At 58.2% G+C, this 18,840-nt stretch carries 21 protein-coding genes; 11 read left to right on the forward strand and 10 right to left on the reverse strand.

Annotated features, from left to right (window positions below; translation table 11 throughout):
* Positions 1-216: 216 nt before the first annotated feature.
* Together ACN0SD_RS12640 and aspS are read left to right on the forward strand one after the other, a co-directional pair.
* Positions 217-1,332: a phosphatase PAP2 family protein gene (locus tag ACN0SD_RS12640; RefSeq protein WP_417808592.1), complete on the forward strand. Its 1,116-nt coding sequence runs from the start codon at positions 217-219 to the stop codon at positions 1,330-1,332.
* Positions 1,333-1,437: 105 nt separating this feature from the next.
* Positions 1,438-3,216 carry an aspartate--tRNA ligase gene (gene aspS / locus ACN0SD_RS12645; protein ID WP_417808593.1) on the forward strand — a complete coding sequence of 593 codons (1,779 nt, stop codon included), beginning with the start codon at positions 1,438-1,440 and terminating at the stop codon, positions 3,214-3,216.
* Between the two features lie 150 nt (positions 3,217-3,366).
* On the opposite strand, the gene ACN0SD_RS12650 is transcribed toward aspS, so the two are convergent.
* From ACN0SD_RS12650 to ACN0SD_RS12660, 3 genes are all read right to left on the reverse strand, one after another.
* Positions 3,367-3,843, reverse strand: a complete 477-nt coding sequence (locus ACN0SD_RS12650) for a hemerythrin domain-containing protein (RefSeq protein WP_417808594.1) — start codon at positions 3,841-3,843, stop codon at positions 3,367-3,369.
* 98 nt (positions 3,844-3,941) lie between these two features.
* Complete coding sequence (locus tag ACN0SD_RS12655) at positions 3,942-4,064, reverse strand: hypothetical protein (protein WP_417808595.1); 123 nt, start codon at positions 4,062-4,064, stop codon at positions 3,942-3,944.
* A gap of 132 nt (positions 4,065-4,196) precedes the next feature.
* Positions 4,197-4,907 carry a response regulator gene (locus ACN0SD_RS12660; RefSeq protein ID WP_417808596.1) on the reverse strand — a complete coding sequence of 237 codons (711 nt, stop codon included), beginning with the start codon at positions 4,905-4,907 and terminating at the stop codon, positions 4,197-4,199.
* 142 nt (positions 4,908-5,049) lie between these two features.
* On the opposite strand from ACN0SD_RS12660, the gene mce reads away from it, so the two are divergent.
* Together mce and ACN0SD_RS12670 are read left to right on the forward strand one after the other, a co-directional pair.
* Positions 5,050-5,454 carry a methylmalonyl-CoA epimerase gene (gene mce / locus ACN0SD_RS12665; protein WP_417808597.1) on the forward strand — a complete coding sequence of 135 codons (405 nt, stop codon included), beginning with the start codon at positions 5,050-5,052 and terminating at the stop codon, positions 5,452-5,454.
* Positions 5,454-5,723 (forward strand): DUF1467 family protein, encoded by a 270-nt coding sequence (locus ACN0SD_RS12670; RefSeq protein WP_417808598.1) that lies wholly within the window; start codon positions 5,454-5,456, stop codon positions 5,721-5,723. Before mce ends, ACN0SD_RS12670 begins: the two co-directional genes overlap by 1 nt.
* Before the next feature lie 444 nt (positions 5,724-6,167).
* Here the strand turns inward: ACN0SD_RS12670 and ACN0SD_RS12675 are convergent, their stop codons facing one another.
* Together ACN0SD_RS12675 and ACN0SD_RS12680 are read right to left on the reverse strand one after the other, a co-directional pair.
* Complete coding sequence (locus ACN0SD_RS12675; protein ID WP_417808599.1) at positions 6,168-6,881, reverse strand: EI24 domain-containing protein; 714 nt, start codon at positions 6,879-6,881, stop codon at positions 6,168-6,170.
* Positions 6,878-7,480 (reverse strand): nitroreductase, encoded by a 603-nt coding sequence (locus ACN0SD_RS12680; RefSeq protein ID WP_417808600.1) that lies wholly within the window; start codon positions 7,478-7,480, stop codon positions 6,878-6,880. Before ACN0SD_RS12680 ends, ACN0SD_RS12675 begins: the two co-directional genes overlap by 4 nt.
* A 108-nt stretch (positions 7,481-7,588) precedes the next feature.
* Between ACN0SD_RS12680 and ACN0SD_RS12685 the strand changes: the two genes are divergently transcribed.
* Positions 7,589-7,837 (forward strand): DUF167 domain-containing protein, encoded by a 249-nt coding sequence (locus tag ACN0SD_RS12685; protein WP_417808602.1) that lies wholly within the window; start codon positions 7,589-7,591, stop codon positions 7,835-7,837.
* A 6-nt stretch (positions 7,838-7,843) separates the two neighbouring features.
* On the opposite strand, the gene ACN0SD_RS12690 is transcribed toward ACN0SD_RS12685, so the two are convergent.
* Positions 7,844-8,113 (reverse strand): hypothetical protein, encoded by a 270-nt coding sequence (locus ACN0SD_RS12690; protein WP_417808603.1) that lies wholly within the window; start codon positions 8,111-8,113, stop codon positions 7,844-7,846.
* A 130-nt stretch (positions 8,114-8,243) separates the two neighbouring features.
* Between ACN0SD_RS12690 and ACN0SD_RS12695 the strand changes: the two genes are divergently transcribed.
* The 5 genes from ACN0SD_RS12695 (at position 8,244) to ACN0SD_RS12715 (ending at position 12,308) form a co-directional block, all read left to right on the forward strand.
* On the forward strand, positions 8,244-9,014 hold the full coding sequence (locus ACN0SD_RS12695) for a M48 family metallopeptidase (RefSeq protein WP_417808604.1): 771 nt from the start codon (positions 8,244-8,246) through the stop codon (positions 9,012-9,014).
* A 22-nt stretch (positions 9,015-9,036) separates the two neighbouring features.
* On the forward strand, positions 9,037-10,320 hold the full coding sequence (locus tag ACN0SD_RS12700; RefSeq protein ID WP_417808605.1) for a DUF2254 domain-containing protein: 1,284 nt from the start codon (positions 9,037-9,039) through the stop codon (positions 10,318-10,320).
* A 109-nt stretch (positions 10,321-10,429) separates the two neighbouring features.
* Positions 10,430-10,732 carry a DUF6455 family protein gene (locus ACN0SD_RS12705; RefSeq protein ID WP_417808606.1) on the forward strand — a complete coding sequence of 101 codons (303 nt, stop codon included), beginning with the start codon at positions 10,430-10,432 and terminating at the stop codon, positions 10,730-10,732.
* 11 nt (positions 10,733-10,743) lie between these two features.
* Complete coding sequence (locus tag ACN0SD_RS12710; RefSeq protein ID WP_417808607.1) at positions 10,744-11,004, forward strand: DUF6455 family protein; 261 nt, start codon at positions 10,744-10,746, stop codon at positions 11,002-11,004.
* A 119-nt stretch (positions 11,005-11,123) separates the two neighbouring features.
* Complete coding sequence (locus tag ACN0SD_RS12715; RefSeq protein ID WP_417808608.1) at positions 11,124-12,308, forward strand: DegT/DnrJ/EryC1/StrS family aminotransferase; 1,185 nt, start codon at positions 11,124-11,126, stop codon at positions 12,306-12,308.
* 27 nt (positions 12,309-12,335) lie between these two features.
* Here the strand turns inward: ACN0SD_RS12715 and ACN0SD_RS12720 are convergent, their stop codons facing one another.
* The 4 genes from ACN0SD_RS12720 to ACN0SD_RS12735 form a co-directional block, all read right to left on the reverse strand.
* Positions 12,336-13,247, reverse strand: a complete 912-nt coding sequence (locus ACN0SD_RS12720) for a pirin family protein (protein WP_417808609.1) — start codon at positions 13,245-13,247, stop codon at positions 12,336-12,338.
* Positions 13,248-13,381: 134 nt separating this feature from the next.
* Positions 13,382-14,113: a TadE/TadG family type IV pilus assembly protein gene (locus ACN0SD_RS12725; RefSeq protein ID WP_417808610.1), complete on the reverse strand. Its 732-nt coding sequence runs from the start codon at positions 14,111-14,113 to the stop codon at positions 13,382-13,384.
* A 2-nt stretch (positions 14,114-14,115) separates the two neighbouring features.
* On the reverse strand, positions 14,116-14,703 hold the full coding sequence (locus tag ACN0SD_RS12730; protein ID WP_417808611.1) for a TadE/TadG family type IV pilus assembly protein: 588 nt from the start codon (positions 14,701-14,703) through the stop codon (positions 14,116-14,118).
* 62 nt (positions 14,704-14,765) lie between these two features.
* Positions 14,766-16,502 (reverse strand): TadE/TadG family type IV pilus assembly protein, encoded by a 1,737-nt coding sequence (locus ACN0SD_RS12735; RefSeq protein ID WP_417808612.1) that lies wholly within the window; start codon positions 16,500-16,502, stop codon positions 14,766-14,768.
* Between the two features lie 341 nt (positions 16,503-16,843).
* Here ACN0SD_RS12735 and dnaG point away from each other — a divergent pair, with 341 nt between their 5' ends.
* Positions 16,844-18,808, forward strand: coding sequence for a DNA primase (gene dnaG / locus ACN0SD_RS12740; RefSeq protein ID WP_417808613.1), 1,965 nt, complete (start codon positions 16,844-16,846; stop codon positions 18,806-18,808).
* The last annotated feature ends 32 nt before the right edge of the window (positions 18,809-18,840 follow it).

Here is an 18,840-nt window from a genome sequence, read left to right on the forward strand (position 1 = left end):
GCCCCAAGTAGAGGGACGCGCAAATTGGTGCGGGTTATATTCGGCTATGGCCCGCGCGCAAGCCCAGAAAGCCCCCTGATCGTGCCATATTCACACCATATTCGCCCTACAGTCTTGTCGCTACGGGGCACTCCGGCCAGTTGCAAACAGGCTGCAAATATTTGCAGGCACGGCGCTTTGGGTGTGGGCAAGGGCAGATCTAGGATAAAAATGGACATGGAACAGGTGGAAGTCATTGGCGGGGAGGCAAGCCGCTGGACGCCGATTGTCGAGGTATTTAGTGATGTGCGGGTCTTGGCGCTTGGGACTGGGCTTTATTTGATCGCCGGAAATATCTTTCTAGCCTATGTCGGCGCAAATCCGATTGACCTTGTTGAGGGTATCGGGGTCGCCTTTGAGTCATTCTTTCAGCTGGTCAAAGTGCTTTTGCCATGGTGGGCGTTGCTAATTATCATCGCGCCGATCACCTTGATCGGCCCCATACGGCGTCGTCTCTGGCAGCAAAGAACGTCGGTGCTGTTGTCCATCATGATGTGTTCGCTCTTCACCTTCATGTTCGCTCTGGTGAAGAACCGGATGTCGCTTGTCGAGCCTTTCTGGGCCGATAACGCGCTGACGAAACTTGATCTTATGCTGCATTTTGGACATACGCCGCGCGATCTTCTGCTTTGGCTCTCGCCCGAGCATACCAGCCGTCTGCTCGGGCTCTATTTCAACACATGGGTATTTCTCGCAAGCTTCTTGCCGGTGCTGCTGGTGGCCTTTGACAGCGATAAGACGCGTCGGCGGACCTTTACCATTTTGTGGATGCTGTGCTGGGTCGGGCTTGGGAATGTCCTTGCCTTAATGGTTATGTCTTACGGGCCGATCTTCACTGATCTTTTCCCGGGCGGTCCGGCTGATGCGCATCGCGGGGCACTGGCGTTGGTACAGCGCGACGATGCGCGCAGTCTGCTCGCGACGAAGCTGTCCTTGTGGCGTGCCTATACTGGCGAAAGCGAAATGCTCGGCTCGGGAATTTCGGCCTTTCCCTCGGTCCATGTCGGTATGGCAACGGTCATCGGGCTTTATATTGCCCGGCTTGGTCGTGATCTCTCGCATCGGCTGACGCTCAAGCCGATCCTCGCAACTGCGTTTGTTTGGGGCGCGCGGGCATTCAGCGTGTTGTACGTCACTTTCTATGCCGTGCTGTCGGTCTATCTTGGCTGGCATTATGCGGTGGACGGCTATGTGTCGATTATTGTGATCTCGGGGCTCTATATGTACCTTACCGCGCGCTCTAAGGCTCCCGCACGCAGGGTGTGGTTTGGTCTGCCAGTCAAACCCCTGTGACGAGGGCAGCATAGGGTCCGTCGCAGCGAGTTGCGCTTGACTTCCGGGCGCTCTCGCGGTGTATCGGCGCGACGGAAAAGCCCATGACGCCGAGGAAAACTAGACATGAACGCCTTTCGCAGCCAGACCTGTGCCGATCTGAGCGCCGCCAATGCCGGTGAAACCGTGCGACTTGCCGGGTGGGTTCACCGGGTGCGCGACCACGGGGGTGTGTTGTTTGTCGACCTGCGCGACCATTACGGCATGACGCAAGTGTTGTGCGATGGCGACTCGCCGGCCTTCAAAGCGCTTGAAAAAGTGCGCTCGGAATGGGTGATCCGCATCGACGGCACGGTCAAACTGCGCGATGCAAGCCTGATCAATTCCAAAATCCCGACGGGTGAGATCGAGGTTTACGTTCGCGACATCGAAGTGCTGGGCGAGGCGGACGAGCTGCCGCTGCCAGTCTTTGGCGAGCAGGACTATCCCGAAGAAACCCGTCTGGCCTATCGCTTTCTCGATCTGCGCCGCGAGAACCTGCATGACAGCATGGTCTTGCGCTCCAACGTGGTGCGCTCGATGCGTCAGCGGATGTGGGATCAAGGGTTTAACGAATTCCAGACGCCGATCATTACCGCCAGTTCGCCGGAAGGCGCGCGCGATTTCCTCGTGCCCTCGCGCTTGCATCCCGGCAAATTCTACGCGCTCCCGCAAGCGCCCCAGCAGTTCAAACAGCTGATCATGGTTGCGGGTTTCGATAAATATTTCCAGATCGCACCGTGTTTTCGCGATGAAGACCCGCGCGCTGACCGCTCGCCCACTGATTTCTACCAGCTCGATGTCGAGATGAGCTTTGTCGAGCAGGAAGACATTTTCGCCGTGATCCAGCCGGTGCTGGAGGGCGTGTTCGAAGAATTCGATCCCGAGCGTAAGGTCGATCCGAATTGGCCGCGCATCCCTTACGCGGAGTCGCTGCTCAAATATGGCTCGGATAAGCCCGATTTGCGCAACCCGATCGAGATGCAGATCGTGTCCGAGCATTTCGCTGGCTCGGGTTTCGCGATCTTCGCCAAGCTGCTGGAACAAGACGGCACGCAAATCCGTGCGATTCCCGCCCCCACAGGAGGCTCGCGCAAATTCTGCGACCGGATGAACAAATTCGCGCAGGAACAAGGCCTGCCGGGCATGGGGTATATTTTTTGGCGCAAGGCCGAGGATGGTTCGCTTGAAGGAGCAGGGCCGTTGGCGAAAAACATCGGCCCCGAACGCACCGAGGCGATCCGAAAGCAGCTTGGCCTTGGCGTCGGCGACGCAGCCTTCTTCTTGGGCGGCAATCCGTCCAGCTTTGAAGGCGTCGCCGGGCGTGCGCGCAATGTGATTGGCGAGGAACTCGGGCTGACCGACAAATCGGTGCATAAATTCGCCTGGATCGTCGATTTCCCGATGTATGAGGCCGATGACGCGGGCAAGATCGACTTCAGCCACAACCCGTTCTCGATGCCCCAAGGCGGGATCGACGCGCTCAACGGTAACCCGCTTGACGTGCTGGGCTATCAGTATGACTTGGCCTGCAACGGCTATGAAATTCTGTCTGGCGCAATCCGTAACCACAAGCTTGAGACGATGTATAAGGCGTTCGAGATTGCGGGCTATCCGGCCTCGGAAGTCGAGAAGCGCTTTGGCGGGATGGTCAAGGCGTTCAAATACGGCGCTCCGCCCCACGGTGGTTGCGCCGCTGGGATCGACCGGATCGTCATGATCTTGGCCGATACCGCCAATATCCGCGAAGTCATCATGTTCCCGATGAACCAGCGCGCTGAAGATTTGATGATGGGTGCGCCGAGCGAGCCGATGAACGAACAGTTGCGCGAGTTGCGACTACGAGTTCTCCCGAAAGAGGACTGAACCGCACGCTTCCTGAACAAGAAAGGCCCTGCTCCAAGTCGAGCGGGGCCTTTTTTCATTTGCTTTCATCTGGCCGAAAATACTCCGGGGGGGGGCTGGCACAGCCAGCGGGGGCAGCGCCTCCTCACCGCGCTCAGTCAATGGCGCGGATCAATCTTCAAGCTGTTCTTCGCGCTTCTTATCCACAATCTCGCGCTCTCTCTCTTTTCGCGCGCGGAATTTTTCGCCGTAGCCTTCGATTTCGGACGCGTCGATCACCTCTTTGGCGCGGGCAAAGATTTCATCTTCCTCCTCGTCCATGTGGTGATTGTAATCATGCTGCAACTTGTTGAATTTGTTGAGCCAGCCGGACGAGGCCATGTCCATCTCGTTCAGTTCATCCAGCAGATTATCCAGCTCGGCATGTTCTTCGACCGAATGACGTGCCGCATCCTGGCCCCAAGTTTTGCTCATCAGCTTGGAATAAAATGTCTCTTCTTCAGCGGCGGCGTGGGATTTGATGTCATAATAAAACGCGTCCCATGCTTTCTTACGATCCTCGCTCGCGCCTTCGGTTTTTGCAATTTTCGCCATCAAGTCACGGTGATGGTCGTGGTCGGCTTTGATCGCGTCATAGATCGATGTCATCGGGTTTCCTCCGTCATTCGATGTAGGTTCGATTGACGAGGCAACGCGATGATGGGGGCAGCGGTTCCTAGAAAGCTGTGCGGCAGATTGCGCGGAGGTCAGGAGAACACCGCGTTTAAGGCCGTCGCTGTGATCGAGGCAGCTAGCGCGAGGGCGCCAAGCGAAAATGCCGTCCAATGCGCAGCTTGCACGACGCGTTGGTTTTCAATCAGTTTAATCATCCGTTTGCTCATTACCGCTTTCCCTTGGCAGTCGGTCTGATGCCATTTCTTGCGCGCAACTAAGGCAGAAATGGGAAAGCGGTGGTGCGATTGCGTGGCAATACGTTCGCATCGGGCGCGACGGGAAGGCGATCAGAATGCATCCCCCGAGGCAAGTCGCGCCGCTACCAGCCCGCTAACATGGGAAAAATCTTCGTGCGATGGGCCGCCGATACGTGCCAGTCGCGCCGCCGCATCGCCAAGCGCCCGGTCATGGGCGGACAGCGCGACACCCGCCAGGAAATGCGCCGCATAGGGCATGACCTGACTTTTGCGACCCTCACGCAGGACTTCGGAAATATGTTGCAGATCGTCGCGTAGCGCGATCTGGTCGGGTTCGACAACGCTATCGCTAAGCGCGCGCAACCCTTGCGGTCGTTCATCCGCGGGCATTGCATTCAGGATAGCCTGTTGAAACTGCGCGAGGCTTTCGACTGGCTTGTCCAGAAATCCATCTGCGCCCGCCGCCATCGCGTCCGCGCGCAGCCCACTATCGCCCGAAATGCCCAGAACGACCGGCACTGCGGGCACCATTTGGCGAATCTCTGCGATCAGATCACAGCCAGAGCCGTCGGGAAGGCCCATATCGACGATCACGACGCTGGGGCGATAACATTGCAAATGGCGATGCGCCGAGGCCAAACAATCGGCGCGCCGAATACGCGCGCCCGATCGCAAACACAAAAGCCGCACCGCCTCTGATGCAAAGCGGCTGTCTTCGACAAGCAAAACAGTTAGCCCCATCAAAGGACGCTCAGGTGTTGCGCTGCGTGGAACAATGAATGTCGTAAGATCGTCTGCCATTTTATCACCCAATTAGATTCGTCGGTTCCCTTACAGTAGGGGGTAAACTGCCTAACACAGGGTTAACGACGACGCGCCAAGCTTGCACACAGGCGCGTGCGCCTTTACCCCTAAGGCCGATCCGCTTGCCAGGGAGGCCCAAATGATCGGACGTTTAAACCATGTTGCCATTGCTGTGCCCGATCTCGAGGCCGCCTCGACGCAATATCGTGACACGCTGGGCGCGCAGGTCGGAGCGCCTCAGGATGAACCCGATCACGGCGTGACGGTGGTTTTCATCGAACTGCCCAATACCAAGATTGAGTTGCTTTATCCGCTGGGAGAAAATTCCCCGATCCAAGGGTTTCTCGACAAGAACCCCGCCGGTGGCATCCATCACATCTGCTATGAGGTCGAGGATATTCTGGCCGCGCGCGACAAGCTGCGTGCGCAAGGCGCGCGGGTGCTGGGGACGGGCGAGCCCAAGATCGGTGCGCATGGCAAACCGGTGCTGTTCCTGCATCCCAAGGATTTCAACGGCTGCCTCGTCGAACTGGAGCAGGTCTGATGAACCTCACGGGCGGGATCATCCTATTCGCCGTGATCTGGTTTCTGGTGTTTTTCGTGGTGTTGCCGATCCGGCTGAAGACACAGGGCGATGTCGATCAGATCGTGCCGGGCACGCAGGCGGGCGCGCCCCATGAGGCACATCTGGGAGCCAAGGTAAAAATCACCACGGCGGTCACAGTGGTATTGTGGGCGATACTTGCGACGGTATTGCTATCGGGCATGATCACGCTTGAGGATATCGACTTTTTCAATCGCTTGCGCCGCTAAGGTGTTGAAATAGGTGGCGGATCTGCGAGTTTTTCGGGGAGCCGGAAGGAATCTCGATGATCCCGCAATGGTTCACACTCCTAAGTTGGGCGGTGCTGGCTTTGGGTGTCGCCTCGTTCCTGTTTCTGCGGATGCAAATGCGCTGCGGCTAGCCGAAAATGGCGATCATGGTTCGGGTCAGGCCGATTTGCGGGCTGTTTAGCGGGCCGCTTCTTATCTGGTTTCACGCGCCCTTCGCAGTCTCGGTTGCCAAGGGCACATTGCATTGCAGGGCGCGGATATCACCGCCGCGCTCCACAAATTCTGGTTCGCGATGCTGGCTGTGTTTGTGATCGCCTATCCGGCAAGCCGGTGGTTGACCCGTTCAGGCGTCAAAGAGGGAATGTAGCCGAGAAAACCGCAGAAAAGGTCTATTCCTACGGGTCAATTCCCGGTTCTAGTCCCTCAAAAGGTTGATTTTGTCACATCCCGGTGGCCGGTGACGGCATGAAACAAATGCGTGAACCCAGCAGCGCCCAGCACTGGCACGAATAGATTCAGGATCGGAATGGACAGCGGCACCGCCATCAATGCACCTGCCATCCAGACTGTCATTTTGTGGCGCTGATACAGCGCGCGCGCGGCCTCGCGTTCCATTCGGCGCTGCGCGGCCATTTGGAAGTACTCACGCCCGAGTAAATAGCCGTTGAGAGCGAAAAACAAAAACGGTGCCAGTGGGATCACGAAGGGGTAGATCGCCAATGCGATCAGGTTTGCGCCCACGATCACCCCGAAAAAGCGCAGCGTATCGGCAAAGCTTTCGCTTAGGCTGAGTTTGCGCACTGGGGGGAGCGTTGGGTAGTGCTCATTCTCGACCAATTCCGCCACGTCCTCGAGGAAAAACCCGGTGAAGGCCGAGGCGACGGGCACCATCAGGAACATCGAGGCAAACAGCATGATCCCGGCCGAGACGATCGACAGCGCGGTGTCGATATGGCCGATTTCCCCAATGAGTGGCAGTGAGAAGCTATCGGGCACTAGCCAGCCGATCAGCCAGACCATTGCGACGTAAATCGCGATCAAAAGCCCAAGCGACAGGGCCACACCGATGCCGACGATCTTCATCGCGCCGGGACGTAAAAGGTCGCCCCAGGCTTTGATGTAACTCGCAATAATCATTCGGAAATCCAATTTGTGATCGCCTCAAGATCAGGGCGCGGGCGATCAGGCGGCGTTACGCCTTCGGTGCCCAAATGCACGAAACCCGCGACGAACTCGCCCGATTTCAGGCCTAGCAAATCTTGGCCAAACGCGGTGTCATGCGCGGCCCAACCGGTAAGCCAATTGCCCCCCCAACCCGCAGCCAACGCCCCGTTCAACAGCGACAGACATACCGCGCCAACTGACAGGAGTTGCTCGATTTCGGGCACCTTCTCGCTGGCTTTGGGCGAGGAAATCACCGCCACGCAAAGCTGGCTGTCAAAGAACTGCTTGCTCGCCTTGGCGACCTTGTCTTCAGGCTGGCCTTGGGCTGTGGCGCGCGTTTCCGCCTCGCGCCCCAAGCGTTGCGCGGCGGCGCGCGTTATCACGATGAACCGCCACGGCTCGAGCTTGCCGTGATCGGGGGTGCGCGCGGCGGCTTGTAAAATCTCGCTTAGCTGCGCGGCATCGGGGGCTGGGGCGACCAGCGTTTTCGCCGGGCGCGAGCGGCGCGACAGCAAGAAATCCAGCGCGGCCTGATTGCGCTTGGCGGGGTTCACCTTTTGCGTTTCGTTCATCGAACTCTCCACTGATTTGGCTTGATATCGGACGGAGCGGGCCAGATTGCAACCGTGCCCGCGCGGCTTTCTTGCGTAGCGGCGCGCAGCCGCTATGGTGTTGAGCCTATGAGTGATTTGTCCCATCTCGCTATTCCCGGCACTGAAATTGCGCTGCGGGTTACGCCGAAAGCGTCGCGCAATGAGATTCGCGTGGCAGAGACTGGCTTGCGCGCCTATGTCACCGTGGTCCCTGAAGATGGCAAAGCCAACGCCGCGGTGCAAAAACTGCTGGCAAGGGCGCTGGGTGTCGCCAAAACGCGCCTGACTTTGATTCGCGGGCAAACCGCGCGCGATAAGGTGTTTCGCCTTGATTGAGCGCGCCTAGTCTTTCGCCGGTTCCGTCGTGTCACCGCTTGGGCGCACGCGATACACACCTTCAGGCAGGTTCAATGCCGCCGCCAGTTCGCGCAATTGAGCATGTGAAAATGTGATGGTTTGCACCTGATCTGTTTGCTCGTCGAGCTGTTCGACGACGACGCAATCTTCAAAGGATGAGATGGTGACATCCTCTTGCAGATAGTCGCGCGGGTCCGTTCCCTCATCTACAAGGGTGATCACGGTGGCGTCGAATTCGTGTTCAATGGTAAACATGCCTCATGCTAGCGCGCCGCGTGCCGGGCCGGAAGCGAAAAAGACGCGCGCGGCGGGTTGGGGATGGCGCCCCCCGCGCAAGGCTATAAGCTGCGCCTGACGATGAAACTCTTAGCGTGATGTGATTGCCATGGCCGTGCCGTCCTTTGTCCGCCTGATTCCCTTGCTGCTTTTGGCCGCGCTGGCGGGCTGCGTGACGAGCGTACCGGCCACGGAACCCGCGCCCGAACCCCCGATTTCCGCGCAAGTGCAGGCGGAGGCTGAACGTGCGGTGGATCAGCTTGTCACTGTGGCGCGCCGGATGGAGCCAGTGATCGAGGCCGAGTGCCGCGCGCGCTCAAACTTGCGCAATTGCGACTACCGGCTGGTGATTGATGATCGCCTTGATGCGCCCGCAAACGCCTTTCAGACCGAGGATCGCCGCGGGCGTCCGGTGATCGGTGTGACCCTGGCGATGATTGCCGAGGTGCGGAACCCCGATGAACTGGCCTTTGTGCTGGGCCATGAGGCGGCCCATCATATCGCGGGTCATATCTCGGCGCGCGAGCGCGATGCAGTGAAGGGCGCGCAGCTTTTGGGTATGATGGTGCAATCGCAGGGGGCGGATCCGCAGACCGTTGCCAAGGCGCGCAAGGCGGGCGCGGAAATGGGCAGCCGGTTGTTCGCCAAGGATTACGAGCTGGAGGCCGACAGGCTGGGCACGATCATCACATGGGATGCGGGTTATGATCCGCTAAAGGGTGCGGCGTTCTTTCGTCGCTTGCCAGATCCCGAAGAGACGGTTTTGGGTACGCACCCGGCCAATGCGCTACGCCTTGATATCGTGAAAATGACTGTGAAAGAGCTGCGCGCGGGAACTATCAAGGGCGTTACGGGCTTGCGTTCTCAAAGCGCGGGATGACGGCGCTGATAAAGGGGGACGGATGCTGAGCTTATCCAATTTGCGTTGGCGGTTGCGGATCATCTTGCGCGAGATTTGGGTGCGCGTGACCGCGTTTGGGGTGCTCGGTATTCTGACGGCCCTCAGTTCGGCGTGGTTTGGCCATATGATCCCCGACGAGTTCGGTCTTAAAATGGGGGCGGATTCGGTCGAGCCGATCCTGACGATCATGGCCACGGCCATGCTGACGGTCACGACGTTTTCGCTGCAAATCATGATCACCGCCTTTGGTTCGGCGCAAACCAGTGCGACGCCGCGCGCGATCAAACTGATGCAGACCGACCGGATCACGCAAAATGTGTTGGCCAGTTTTATCGGCTCGTTTGTGTTCGCGCTGGTGGGGCTTATCGCGCTGCAGACGCAGATTTACGGGGCCTCGGGGCGGTTTTTGCTTCTGGTGGTGACGATTGGCGTCGTAGCGATCGTGGTGGTCTCACTGTTGCGCTGGGTACAGCATCTCAGCGAATTCGGGCGGCTTGGCGATGTGATTTCGCGCGTTGAGGACTCGGCTGCGAACGCGCTCAAAAACCGCTCTGCGGACCCGTATTTGGGCGCTCAGCCTTGGGAGGCACCGCCCACGGGTGTTTGGCCGGTGAAATCGCGGCGTACTGGAAATGTTCAGCACGTTGATATTTCGCAGTTGCAAGAGATTGCGCAAGCTCATGATTGCCGGATCTGGCTGTGCGCACCGCCGGGCAATTTTGTGCATCCTGCCGCTGATCTGGTTGTGTGTGACGGGCTGCCTGTGGATGCACAAACGCGCACCCAGATGGAGGAAGCGATTCTCGACAGCTTTGCCGTCGATCACGCGCGCGACTTTGAGCAGGATCCGCAATTTGGCCTCATCGCCTTGGCCGAGATCGCGTCGCGCGCGCTCTCGCCAGCCGTCAATGATCCGGGTACCGGCATTGATATTTTGGGCCGTCTGACCCGCGTGCTAGCCAGTTGGGATCCGGCAGCCGAGTTTGCGTTGCGCCATGATCGCGTTTATGCGCGCAGTATTCCGCCGGAGCAGTTGATCGAAGATGCGTTTTCAGCGATTGCGCGCGATGGGGCGGGGCTGTTCGAGGTGGCTTTGCGCCTGCAAGTTGTGCTGGGCGCGCTGGCAAAGATGGCGCCTGAACAGTTTGCTAAACCCGCCGCGCAAGAGGCGCTTCGGGCTGCGCTGCAATCGGAGGCGGCACTGCCTTTGGCTGAAAACCGCGCGCGCATCTCCGCTGCCGCAGCCGCGTTGGCGCAAGATGTCGGCGTGTCACGACCCGCATAGGCTGTCTTGTGGGGTGGCATTTCCCGCTTGGGGTGCTCGTTTGATCTGAATCATAGCTGATACGCGCCACAAAGGGCAAAATTCGCCCTAAAATCTCGGGAGATGTGTCGTGTCCAATGCTCGAAGTCTGAACCGCCATGCCGCGATGATGAATAGGATGGCACAGGTGATGCGGGTCGATCTGACCGCCGAGATGGCGCAGGGCCGTATGTCGGGGGAAGATTGGAAAGACGCACTGGTGCGCTGCACTGGCTGCACGCAACCGAAGGCCTGCACGCTATGGCTGTCCGAGCATGATCCTGAATATAAGCCTTCAGTGGCTGCCCCCCCGCCTTATTGCGAAAACCGTTTGATGATTAAGCAGTTGCGCGCCGAAGTTGCCGCCGAACGGGCGTTGAAAATCGGATCATAAGGAGGAAACCGATGGGTATTGAAAGCAATCTTGATCTGCATTTCTGGATCACGCGCGGGATGGCGCGCCGGATGGGCGTGAACCTTACCAAGGGGGTGCAGGAAGGCGATCTGACGCGAGCCGATGTCGCCGCTATGGTCACCGCTTGTCGCACCTGCGGGCGGAGTGAGTTCTGTCTGGCGCTGCTGTCTGAGCGCGGACCTGCCCCAAATGCGTTGCCCGCTGACTGCCCAAATAAACCCGCGTTAGAATCGTTGCGCATAGTGCACTGATCGCAAATCGTATTTGGGCGAGGCATCGCGCATGCTCACGTGGTCATGAAAGTTTCATTTCCCTAATTTGCGCCCGCTGTGTAAAGAAAGGCTGAAAGTCAGTTTCAGGATTTCTTGCCATGCCGCGTGACGGACAGATCGCCCCCAATTGCTATGATGCCGAACCCATCCCCGACGCCGCGCGCGTCGAGATTGAACGGTTGCTGAGCAGCGGGGATTTGTTTCGCTACACTTCGCAAGATGCCCCCGTTGCGCTGCTTGAGGCTGAATTCGCTAAGATGATGGGCGTGAAATACGCTTTGGCGGTGTCGTCGTGCAGTCAGGCTTTGTTCCTGTCACTTAAGGCGCTGGATTTGCCGCGTGGAGCGCGGGTGTTGGTGCCGGCCTTTACCTTTGCCGCCGTGCCCTCGGCGATCGTGCATGCCGATTGCGTGCCGGTTCTGGTCGAGGTGGGCAGCAATTACCGCATTGATCTGGACGATTTCCGCGCCAAATTTGACGACAGCATCGACGCGGTGCTGATCAGTCATATGCGCGGTCACACTTCGGATATGGATGTGATCATGGAGATGGCCGAGGCGCGTCATATCCCGGTGATTGAGGATGCGGCGCATTCGCTTGGCACGCTTTGGCATGGGCGCAAGATTGGCACGATTGGCCAGATCGGCTGCCTGTCTTTTCAATCTTATAAGTTGGTGAATGCGGGCGAGGGCGGTATTTTGCTGACCGATGATCCCGAACTGGCTGCGCGCGCGGTGATCATGTCGGGTGCTTACGAACATAACTGGAAAAAGCACCCCGGATTGCAAAACAGCTTTGTGCACTGGCAAAATAAACTGCCGCTGTATAATTGCCGGATGCAGAACCTATCGGCAGCCGTGATCCGTCCGCAATTGTCGCAGGTGGAACGCCGTGTCAATGACGGGCGCGCGAACCACGATTATGTGGCCGAGCAGCTCAATGGTAGCGATTGGCTGGATGTGCCGCCTGCGCTGGCACCTGAAACCCGCGCACCGGATTCGCTGCAATTCAACCTTGTTGGGGAGTGGTCGGATGACGAGGCGCGCAAGTTGCAGGCCGAGGCCAAGGCGCGCGGTGTGGGCGTGCAGGTCTTTGGGCTGAGCGAGGACAACGCGCGCGCATTCTGGAACTGGGAATTCTTGGGCGCGCAGCCCGACTTGCCAAAAACCCGCGCGATGTTGATGCGCGCTTGCGACACGCGTTTGCCTGCGCGTCTGGCCCGCCCGGATCTTGACTATATTGCTACGGCTATTCTTGAGGCTGTTGCGGCGGTCAAAGGGTAGCCCCCCGATCCGCCGCGCCAAGCCCGCTTAATGCGCGGGCTTGATGAACGTGTTATTGCGCAACTCCGCCATTGCGGTTTGTAGCTCAGCGCGGGTGTTCATCACGATCGGCCCGTGCCAAGCCACCGGCTCGCGGATCGGCGCGCCCGAGATCAGCAGAAACCGCACGCCCTCTTCGCCCGCCTGCACGACGATCTCATCGCCTGTGCCAAAGCGTACCAAGGTACGATTGCCCGACATATCGCGGATGTTGACATCTTGACCGCCGACCTCTTTCTCCAACAACACGCCTTGAGGGGCGGAAGCCTCGGCAAACGCCGCCGCGCCCTCGAATACATAGGCAAAGGTTTGGCGATACGTATCAACGCGCAGACGCTTTTTCACGCCCGGCGGGATGGTAATGTCGAGATATTGCGGATCGGCGGCGATGCCATCGACCGGGCCACGCTGGCCCCAGAATTGCCCGGTGATGATGCGTGCAACCGTGCCATCATCATCGGTCACCTCGGGGATGTCGCTGCCGGAAATATCTTGATAGCGCGGCGCGGTCATCTTGAGATCAGAGGGTAGGTTGGCCCAAAGCTGAAAGCCATGCATTTGCCCAGCCACGTTCCCGCGCGGCATTTCCTGATGCAAAATCCCCGAGCCAGCGGTCATCCACTGCACCGAGCCTGCGCCCAGCGTTCCGCGATTGCCAAGGCTGTCGCCATGCTCGACCTCACCGGCCAAAACATAGGTGATCGTTTCAATCCCGCGATGGGGATGCCACGGGAAACCCGCCTGATAATCCGCCGGGTCATCGCCGCGGAAATCGTCAAACAGCAGGAACGGATCGGCCTCGGTCGGGTTGGTAAAGCCAAATGCGCGGTGCAGATGCACACCGGCCCCCTCAACGAAGGGTTGCGATTGGCGGGTTTCCAAGACGGGTCTGATCGACATAAGCGCTCTCCCTGGTCGGGCGACCCGCAAGACGCAGGTCGCTAACACCGTATTAGATAAGAGCGCGTGACAGGGCCGCAATTCCGCGCCTTGGCACAGATCCTCTGGATGCGCGCACAGACTTGGGCGCGCGTTTAGCTATCTTCGTTCCAAACGAGCTTTGGCTCGCGTGGGCGGGTTACAACGAAGGTCGCGAAGGGGAGGCCTGTATACAGCCCCTGCTTATGCACCAACGCGCCAACGGTCTTATTGCCATCATTGTCGGTTGTGGTGTGAGTCAAGCTGACGTCGCTGATGTGGAGAAAGGGTTTAAAACGATAGATTGTCTCGGTAATCACTGCCATGTCGCCAACAGCCATAACAGGAAGGCGATCAGAGATCGCGTCCAACCCTGCTTGCGTATAGGGCTGTGCCAAGGTGATGTCGTCGGCGCCCGGCGTCGCATAGGAAGCCGGATTGTTATCAGCATCTTCGATCAGCGTGAACTTCTTATTGACGCCATCGCAATAGGCATTTTCAGGATCGTCGTCTTCGGCCTTGCATTTAAAAAAGGTGACGCGCAGCCAAGTTTGGTTGTCCGTTTTGGCGTTCGTGAGATAATTGAAAACCTTTTGCAGCCCGTTCACATATTTCGGTCCGATCGTAGACCGCTGGCGCGAAAGCATATCGGCAATCATATAGGTGGAGCGAGTGGCGTCAGCGCGGATGCTAAAGGCTTCATATATTTGAAATGAAGCAAGCAGCCAGCCAAATAGCAAAAGCGTACTGAAGATACCTTCGACCGCGACTGAACCGGTTTCGTCACGGCGGAACCTCATAAGGCCCCTGCGTTTCGCGCGATCACAGTTTTTGCTGATATAACTCATGCTCAACCTCCTACACGCGGCTCGTTTACATATGCCGTGGTGGTAACCAGTGCGTATTGATCCCCCCACGGCCAGGCCGCCGTCAGCGCCTTGGCAAAAGGAGATGCCGGAATTATCGGCTTCACGCGTAAACAGACACGCATAATCATCATCTGATCATCCGCCCCGTATTCGACGTTCTTGGCCGGTAGAGGGTCGGTGCTGTCTTTGCTGATCTGGCAATTTACAGCCTTGCCATCCAGCGTAGAGCTCCAGTCGGATTGATCAATCGAGAACGTCTCAACGGTAAGGTTGTTCTTGCAATCATATAGGAAGGTGAGATTGCTACAGATTGATGTCTTCAGGATTTCTTCGTCAGGTTTGCCATCTAGCCCAAGCTGCATCACGCGCGAGGTCATAGCGACGCGTTGCTCAAGCAGTGTCTTCTTCATGAACATCACTGACATCTCAATCGTGCTGAGGAGAATGAAGAACAGAAAGACGATCCAGAACAACGAGGGAATGGTGACCGCGCCACTTTCGTCGTGGCGAAACCGCGTGCGCGCGCCGGGGCGGACACGGTGTTTCTTGACTGGGCTGGTGCTGGTCATTGTATTTGTCCGCATTGGGTTTGGAAGGAGGGACTGGGCCGGTTGCGCGGCCCAGTCAGGTATCAGTTGGTCAAACGCAGCGCATTGATCGACGAGGCGATTGAGCTGAACGCGTCGGTCATATCGTCGGACGTGACCTCATAGGCGTAGCCCGGACCTGTTGCACAACTGCTTAGAACTGCCGCGCCACTGTCTGGGGCGTCCACCGCGAGAGTAAAGATGCGGATACCTTTTGATTTGGCTAAGGTGCAAATATCGTTCAGGTTCGTGTCTTTCGTCGAAAACTGCGATTGGATCGCCATCTCATCGTAGATGTCTGACTGTGAAGTGTTGTTATTCTCCGCTTTACGCGCCGGATATAGGAACTTTTGAACGAAGTATTGCAGGGTGTAGTTTTTACCCCAGATTGTCTGCCATGTGATGGATTCGGCATCCGCGTTCTTAAATCTCCATCCATTTTTGTAATACCAATATCCTGTCTCGTTCTCCTTGACCCAGTCACCGGTAGCGAAGCTGTAATAGTCATCTTTGCCAGAGGCTTCGCGCTCACTGGAATGCCAATACAACGCGTAGTAATCGTCATTTGATGTCGAGAAAGACGAACTACTACGGGCTGAGTAGAACCCTGACGCCCCTTGACGATAGGCCATCTTGGTCGAGAACGAGCGCGTGTTCTGACCATCTGTCAAAAGTACCAGAATTTTAAGCGCGGTTTCGTCCGCTGGTGCGCCGTCGACGGCATAATCCATCGGATGTACGGACTGAGCCGAGCCGATTTTGTCCTTGTCGATCAACTCCTGCGTGACCGGCCGGGCCGAAGGATCTAGAAGTGCCAGCCCCCAACGCGCTCCGACGTCAATCGCAGTGTCACCGCCCGGTTCCAAATCGTCGATTTTATCGATCACATGATCCTCGTCATCCTCGAAAGCCAAGACAGAGGCGTAAGAGCTGTTCGGGCAATTGTTGATGCCCGTGGTGGAACTTAGGCTGAAATTATTCCCCCAATAGTCGAAACTATCGCCAAACATCGTGCGCTGCAGCGTCGCGGTAGGTGAAATCGACAGTGCATTAAAGCCAAGCGTCTGCACATCCACACAGGTGTTTTTCGTGTGATCAGTGCTAAGATTGTAAATTCCCCCTAGGGTCGAGCCCAGCGTCACCTGTTGGTTGTAGGGCACGATCGACACTGAAAGCCGACCTTCGGGTGCCCCTTCGGGTTGGACCTGATCGAAAACTTTCGTGACAAAGTTCGTCGCTGCAGGTTTGAGCATGTCCATGCGGGTCTTGCTTCCCGACACGCGGTCACCCATCGAACCCGAGATATCGAGCACCATCGAGACTTCGACGTTGCCGATGGATTCCTGAGCTTGGGATTTGCTGTTGGATGTCAGCGAGTTAATGTGCGTAATCGCGCCAAACATTGTGGGCATATTGTCGACTACCTGTGCGGTGACGCGACGATATTCGCCATGCGCGCCCTCTTCCACGACAGGAACGACGTCAAGATAGGACAGTCCCGCTTTTTTCATGTAATCTTTGACCACCTCTGCGGGGGCCATAGCTTGGTCAAGATCGGCCGCAGCAAGTGTGGCGCGGTCAAGAGTGGCCTGAATCACGGTGCGCCGTTCTTCCCCACGTTCAAGATCAATCGCGATCCCTGTTATGATCATCATCGCGACAAGCAGGAACAAACTCATAACGATGAGCGAGCCATCTTCTTCACGATAGAACCGGCGCAGCCGAGACTTTCGTCCGACCACTTCTTTCGCAAACACTTCAGACATACGCATCTTCATCATTATTACTCCTTGCCCAACAATGGGCGCGTCGCCCGATCTCGTAAGACGGACGTATTCAAGGGACTAAACTGACTAACGCTTCGGGCGGAAATAAGGCGAGGATGAGGCAAAGGTGTAGCGATTGTCGCCGGTTGCGGGGGGAACCGGCGCCGCGGGGCGTCATGGTTTCTGAAATACATACAATCGACGCAAATTCTTTTACCTCTTGGAAAGGTTTCGAGGGGTAAGTTCCCGAAATGTGGCGCGAATTGCCGCTCTGATGACCCCAATTCGCGAATCGGCGGCGGGGTTCTCTCATTCCCCCTCTCGACTCCGCCCGCGCGCCGCCCAATATAGGGGGCATGAGCCTGCCACCCGGATTTCTAGACGAATTGCGCACCCGCACCTCGATCGCTCAGGTCGTGGGGCGCAAAGTCATTTGGGATATGCGCAAGTCCAATCAGGGCAAGGGTGACATGTGGGCGCCATGCCCGTTCCATCAGGAAAAATCTGCCAGCTTCCACGTCGATGATCGCAAGGGCTATTACTATTGCTTTGGCTGTCATGCGAAGGGCGATGCGCTGTCTTTCATTCGCGAAACCGAAAATGTCGGCTTCATGGAGGCGGTCGAGATTCTCGCGCGCGAGGCCGGGATGACGATGCCTGCGCGCGATCCCAAGGCGCAGGAGAAATCGGATCGCCGCGCGCAGCTCGCCGAGGTGATGGAGGCCACGGTGCAGCACTACCGGCTGATGCTGTCCACCGCCGCAGGGCAGGGGGCGCGCGATTATCTGGCGGGGCGGCGGTTGGACGAACAGGCGCAAAAGCTCTTCGAGATAGGCTTTGCCCCTGATCAGCGCCAAGCTCTGTTTCAGGCGCTCACGGCCAAGGGGTTCACCCCTGATCTGATCGTTGAAGCCGGGGTTTGCGCCAAGCCCGATGATGGCGGTGCGCCCTATGACCGGTTTCGCGGTCGCATCATCTTTCCGATCCGCGATGGGCGGGGGCGCGCGATTAGCCTTGGCGGGCGCGCGATGGACCCGAACGCGCGGGCGAAATATCTTAACGGTCCTGAAACATCTTTGTTCGACAAGGGACGCTCGCTGTATAACCACGGGCCTGCGCGCGAGGCGTGCGGTAAGGGCGCGCCGTTGGTGGTGTGCGAGGGCTATATGGACGTGATCGCGATGGTCGAGGCGGGCTTTGGCGGCGCCGTGGCCCCGCTTGGCACGGCGGTGACCGAAGACCAGCTACGCCTGATGTGGCGCATTCATGACGAGCCGATCATTGCGCTGGATGGCGACACGGCGGGGATGCGCGCGGCGCTGCGGGTGGTTGATCTGGCCCTGCCGCTGCTAGAAGCGGGCAAGGCGCTGCGCTTTGCGGTGATGCCGGCGGGGCTAGACCCCGATGATCTGATCCAGCGCCAAGGCAAGGGCGCGATGGAAAAGGTGCTGGCCGAGGCCAAGCCGATGGTGTCCCTGCTGTGGCAGCGCGAGATCGAGGGCAAGGTGTTTGACAGCCCCGAGCGACGCGCGGCGCTGGATAAATCGCTGCGCGCGGCGATCAAGCGCATCGCCGACCCCTCAATCCGGTCCCATTACGGTGAGGAAATCAAACGCCTGCGCTGGGAACTGTTTGGCACGGGCCAGCGCGGCGGGGCGGGTGCGGGGCAGGGCGGCCAGCGGCGCTCTGATTTCAAACCCGGCGCGCGCGGCAAGGGGCGTTTCACGCCCCCGCCCAATGCCCTGCCCGAGACGCGCGCCTCGTTGCTGGGGGCGACAGGGGATGATGTGTCAGAACATCTGCGCGCGGCGATGATCCTTGGCATTTGCACGATCCATCCCGCCTTGATCGCCCCGTTCGAGGCGCAGCTTGAATCGGTTGATCTGCGCGATCCAACGCATGATCGTTTGCGCCACCTCATGCTGGGTCACGCTTTGACCCCGCCCGAAGAGATTTCAGAAAAACTGCGCGCGCAGGCGGGGCGTGACCTTGAAAAACTGCTCGCGCTGCCCCACCTGCGATCTGCCCCCCCGATCGTCAAAGCCGACGATATCGAATTGGCGCGGATGTGTCTGGCCGAGGAACTGGCCAAGCTGGCAGCCGTGCGTGCGATGCGCGATGAGATCGCCGATGCTATGGAGGATTTGGAGGGTTTGGCCGATGAGGGCGTAACGTGGCGACTTGCACAAGCTGCAACGCTGCGCCATCAGGCTGAGAAATCGAAACTGGAGGATAACTCGGATACTGGCGAAGACCGCGCTGCCCTTTCAGCGCAGTTACAAGCCATGATTGACGGGCAAATCTGGCGCAAGAAACACTGAACGGTCAGGGGTTTGCACGCTCTGACCACTTA

Source organism: Thioclava sp., from assembly GCF_048263065.1.
Lineage (GTDB): Bacteria > Pseudomonadota > Alphaproteobacteria > Rhodobacterales > Rhodobacteraceae > Thioclava.

Coding starts and splice junctions, on each gene's coding strand:
- ACN0SD_RS12680 (WP_417808600.1), bottom strand. CDS start 7,480: ATGAACGAAACGCAAAAGGTGAACCCCGCCAAGCGCAATCAGGCCGCG.
- ACN0SD_RS12715 (WP_417808608.1), top strand. CDS start 11,124: ATGCCGCGTGACGGACAGATCGCCCCCAATTGCTATGATGCCGAACCC.
- ACN0SD_RS12675 (WP_417808599.1), bottom strand. CDS start 6,881: ATGATTATTGCGAGTTACATCAAAGCCTGGGGCGACCTTTTACGTCCC.
- ACN0SD_RS12655 (WP_417808595.1), bottom strand. CDS start 4,064: ATGATTAAACTGATTGAAAACCAACGCGTCGTGCAAGCTGCGCATTGG.
- ACN0SD_RS12690 (WP_417808603.1), bottom strand. CDS start 8,113: ATGTTTACCATTGAACACGAATTCGACGCCACCGTGATCACCCTTGTA.
- ACN0SD_RS12710 (WP_417808607.1), top strand. CDS start 10,744: ATGGGTATTGAAAGCAATCTTGATCTGCATTTCTGGATCACGCGCGGG.
- ACN0SD_RS12640 (WP_417808592.1), top strand. CDS start 217: ATGGAACAGGTGGAAGTCATTGGCGGGGAGGCAAGCCGCTGGACGCCG.
- ACN0SD_RS12660 (WP_417808596.1), bottom strand. CDS start 4,907: ATGGCAGACGATCTTACGACATTCATTGTTCCACGCAGCGCAACACCT.
- aspS (WP_417808593.1), top strand. CDS start 1,438: ATGAACGCCTTTCGCAGCCAGACCTGTGCCGATCTGAGCGCCGCCAAT.
- ACN0SD_RS12735 (WP_417808612.1), bottom strand. CDS start 16,502: ATGATGAAGATGCGTATGTCTGAAGTGTTTGCGAAAGAAGTGGTCGGA.
- ACN0SD_RS12720 (WP_417808609.1), bottom strand. CDS start 13,247: ATGTCGATCAGACCCGTCTTGGAAACCCGCCAATCGCAACCCTTCGTT.
- ACN0SD_RS12695 (WP_417808604.1), top strand. CDS start 8,244: ATGGCCGTGCCGTCCTTTGTCCGCCTGATTCCCTTGCTGCTTTTGGCC.
- ACN0SD_RS12670 (WP_417808598.1), top strand. CDS start 5,454: ATGAACCTCACGGGCGGGATCATCCTATTCGCCGTGATCTGGTTTCTG.
- dnaG (WP_417808613.1), top strand. CDS start 16,844: ATGAGCCTGCCACCCGGATTTCTAGACGAATTGCGCACCCGCACCTCG.
- ACN0SD_RS12700 (WP_417808605.1), top strand. CDS start 9,037: ATGCTGAGCTTATCCAATTTGCGTTGGCGGTTGCGGATCATCTTGCGC.
- ACN0SD_RS12725 (WP_417808610.1), bottom strand. CDS start 14,113: ATGAGTTATATCAGCAAAAACTGTGATCGCGCGAAACGCAGGGGCCTT.
- mce (WP_417808597.1), top strand. CDS start 5,050: ATGATCGGACGTTTAAACCATGTTGCCATTGCTGTGCCCGATCTCGAG.
- ACN0SD_RS12685 (WP_417808602.1), top strand. CDS start 7,589: ATGAGTGATTTGTCCCATCTCGCTATTCCCGGCACTGAAATTGCGCTG.
- ACN0SD_RS12650 (WP_417808594.1), bottom strand. CDS start 3,843: ATGACATCGATCTATGACGCGATCAAAGCCGACCACGACCATCACCGT.
- ACN0SD_RS12730 (WP_417808611.1), bottom strand. CDS start 14,703: ATGACCAGCACCAGCCCAGTCAAGAAACACCGTGTCCGCCCCGGCGCG.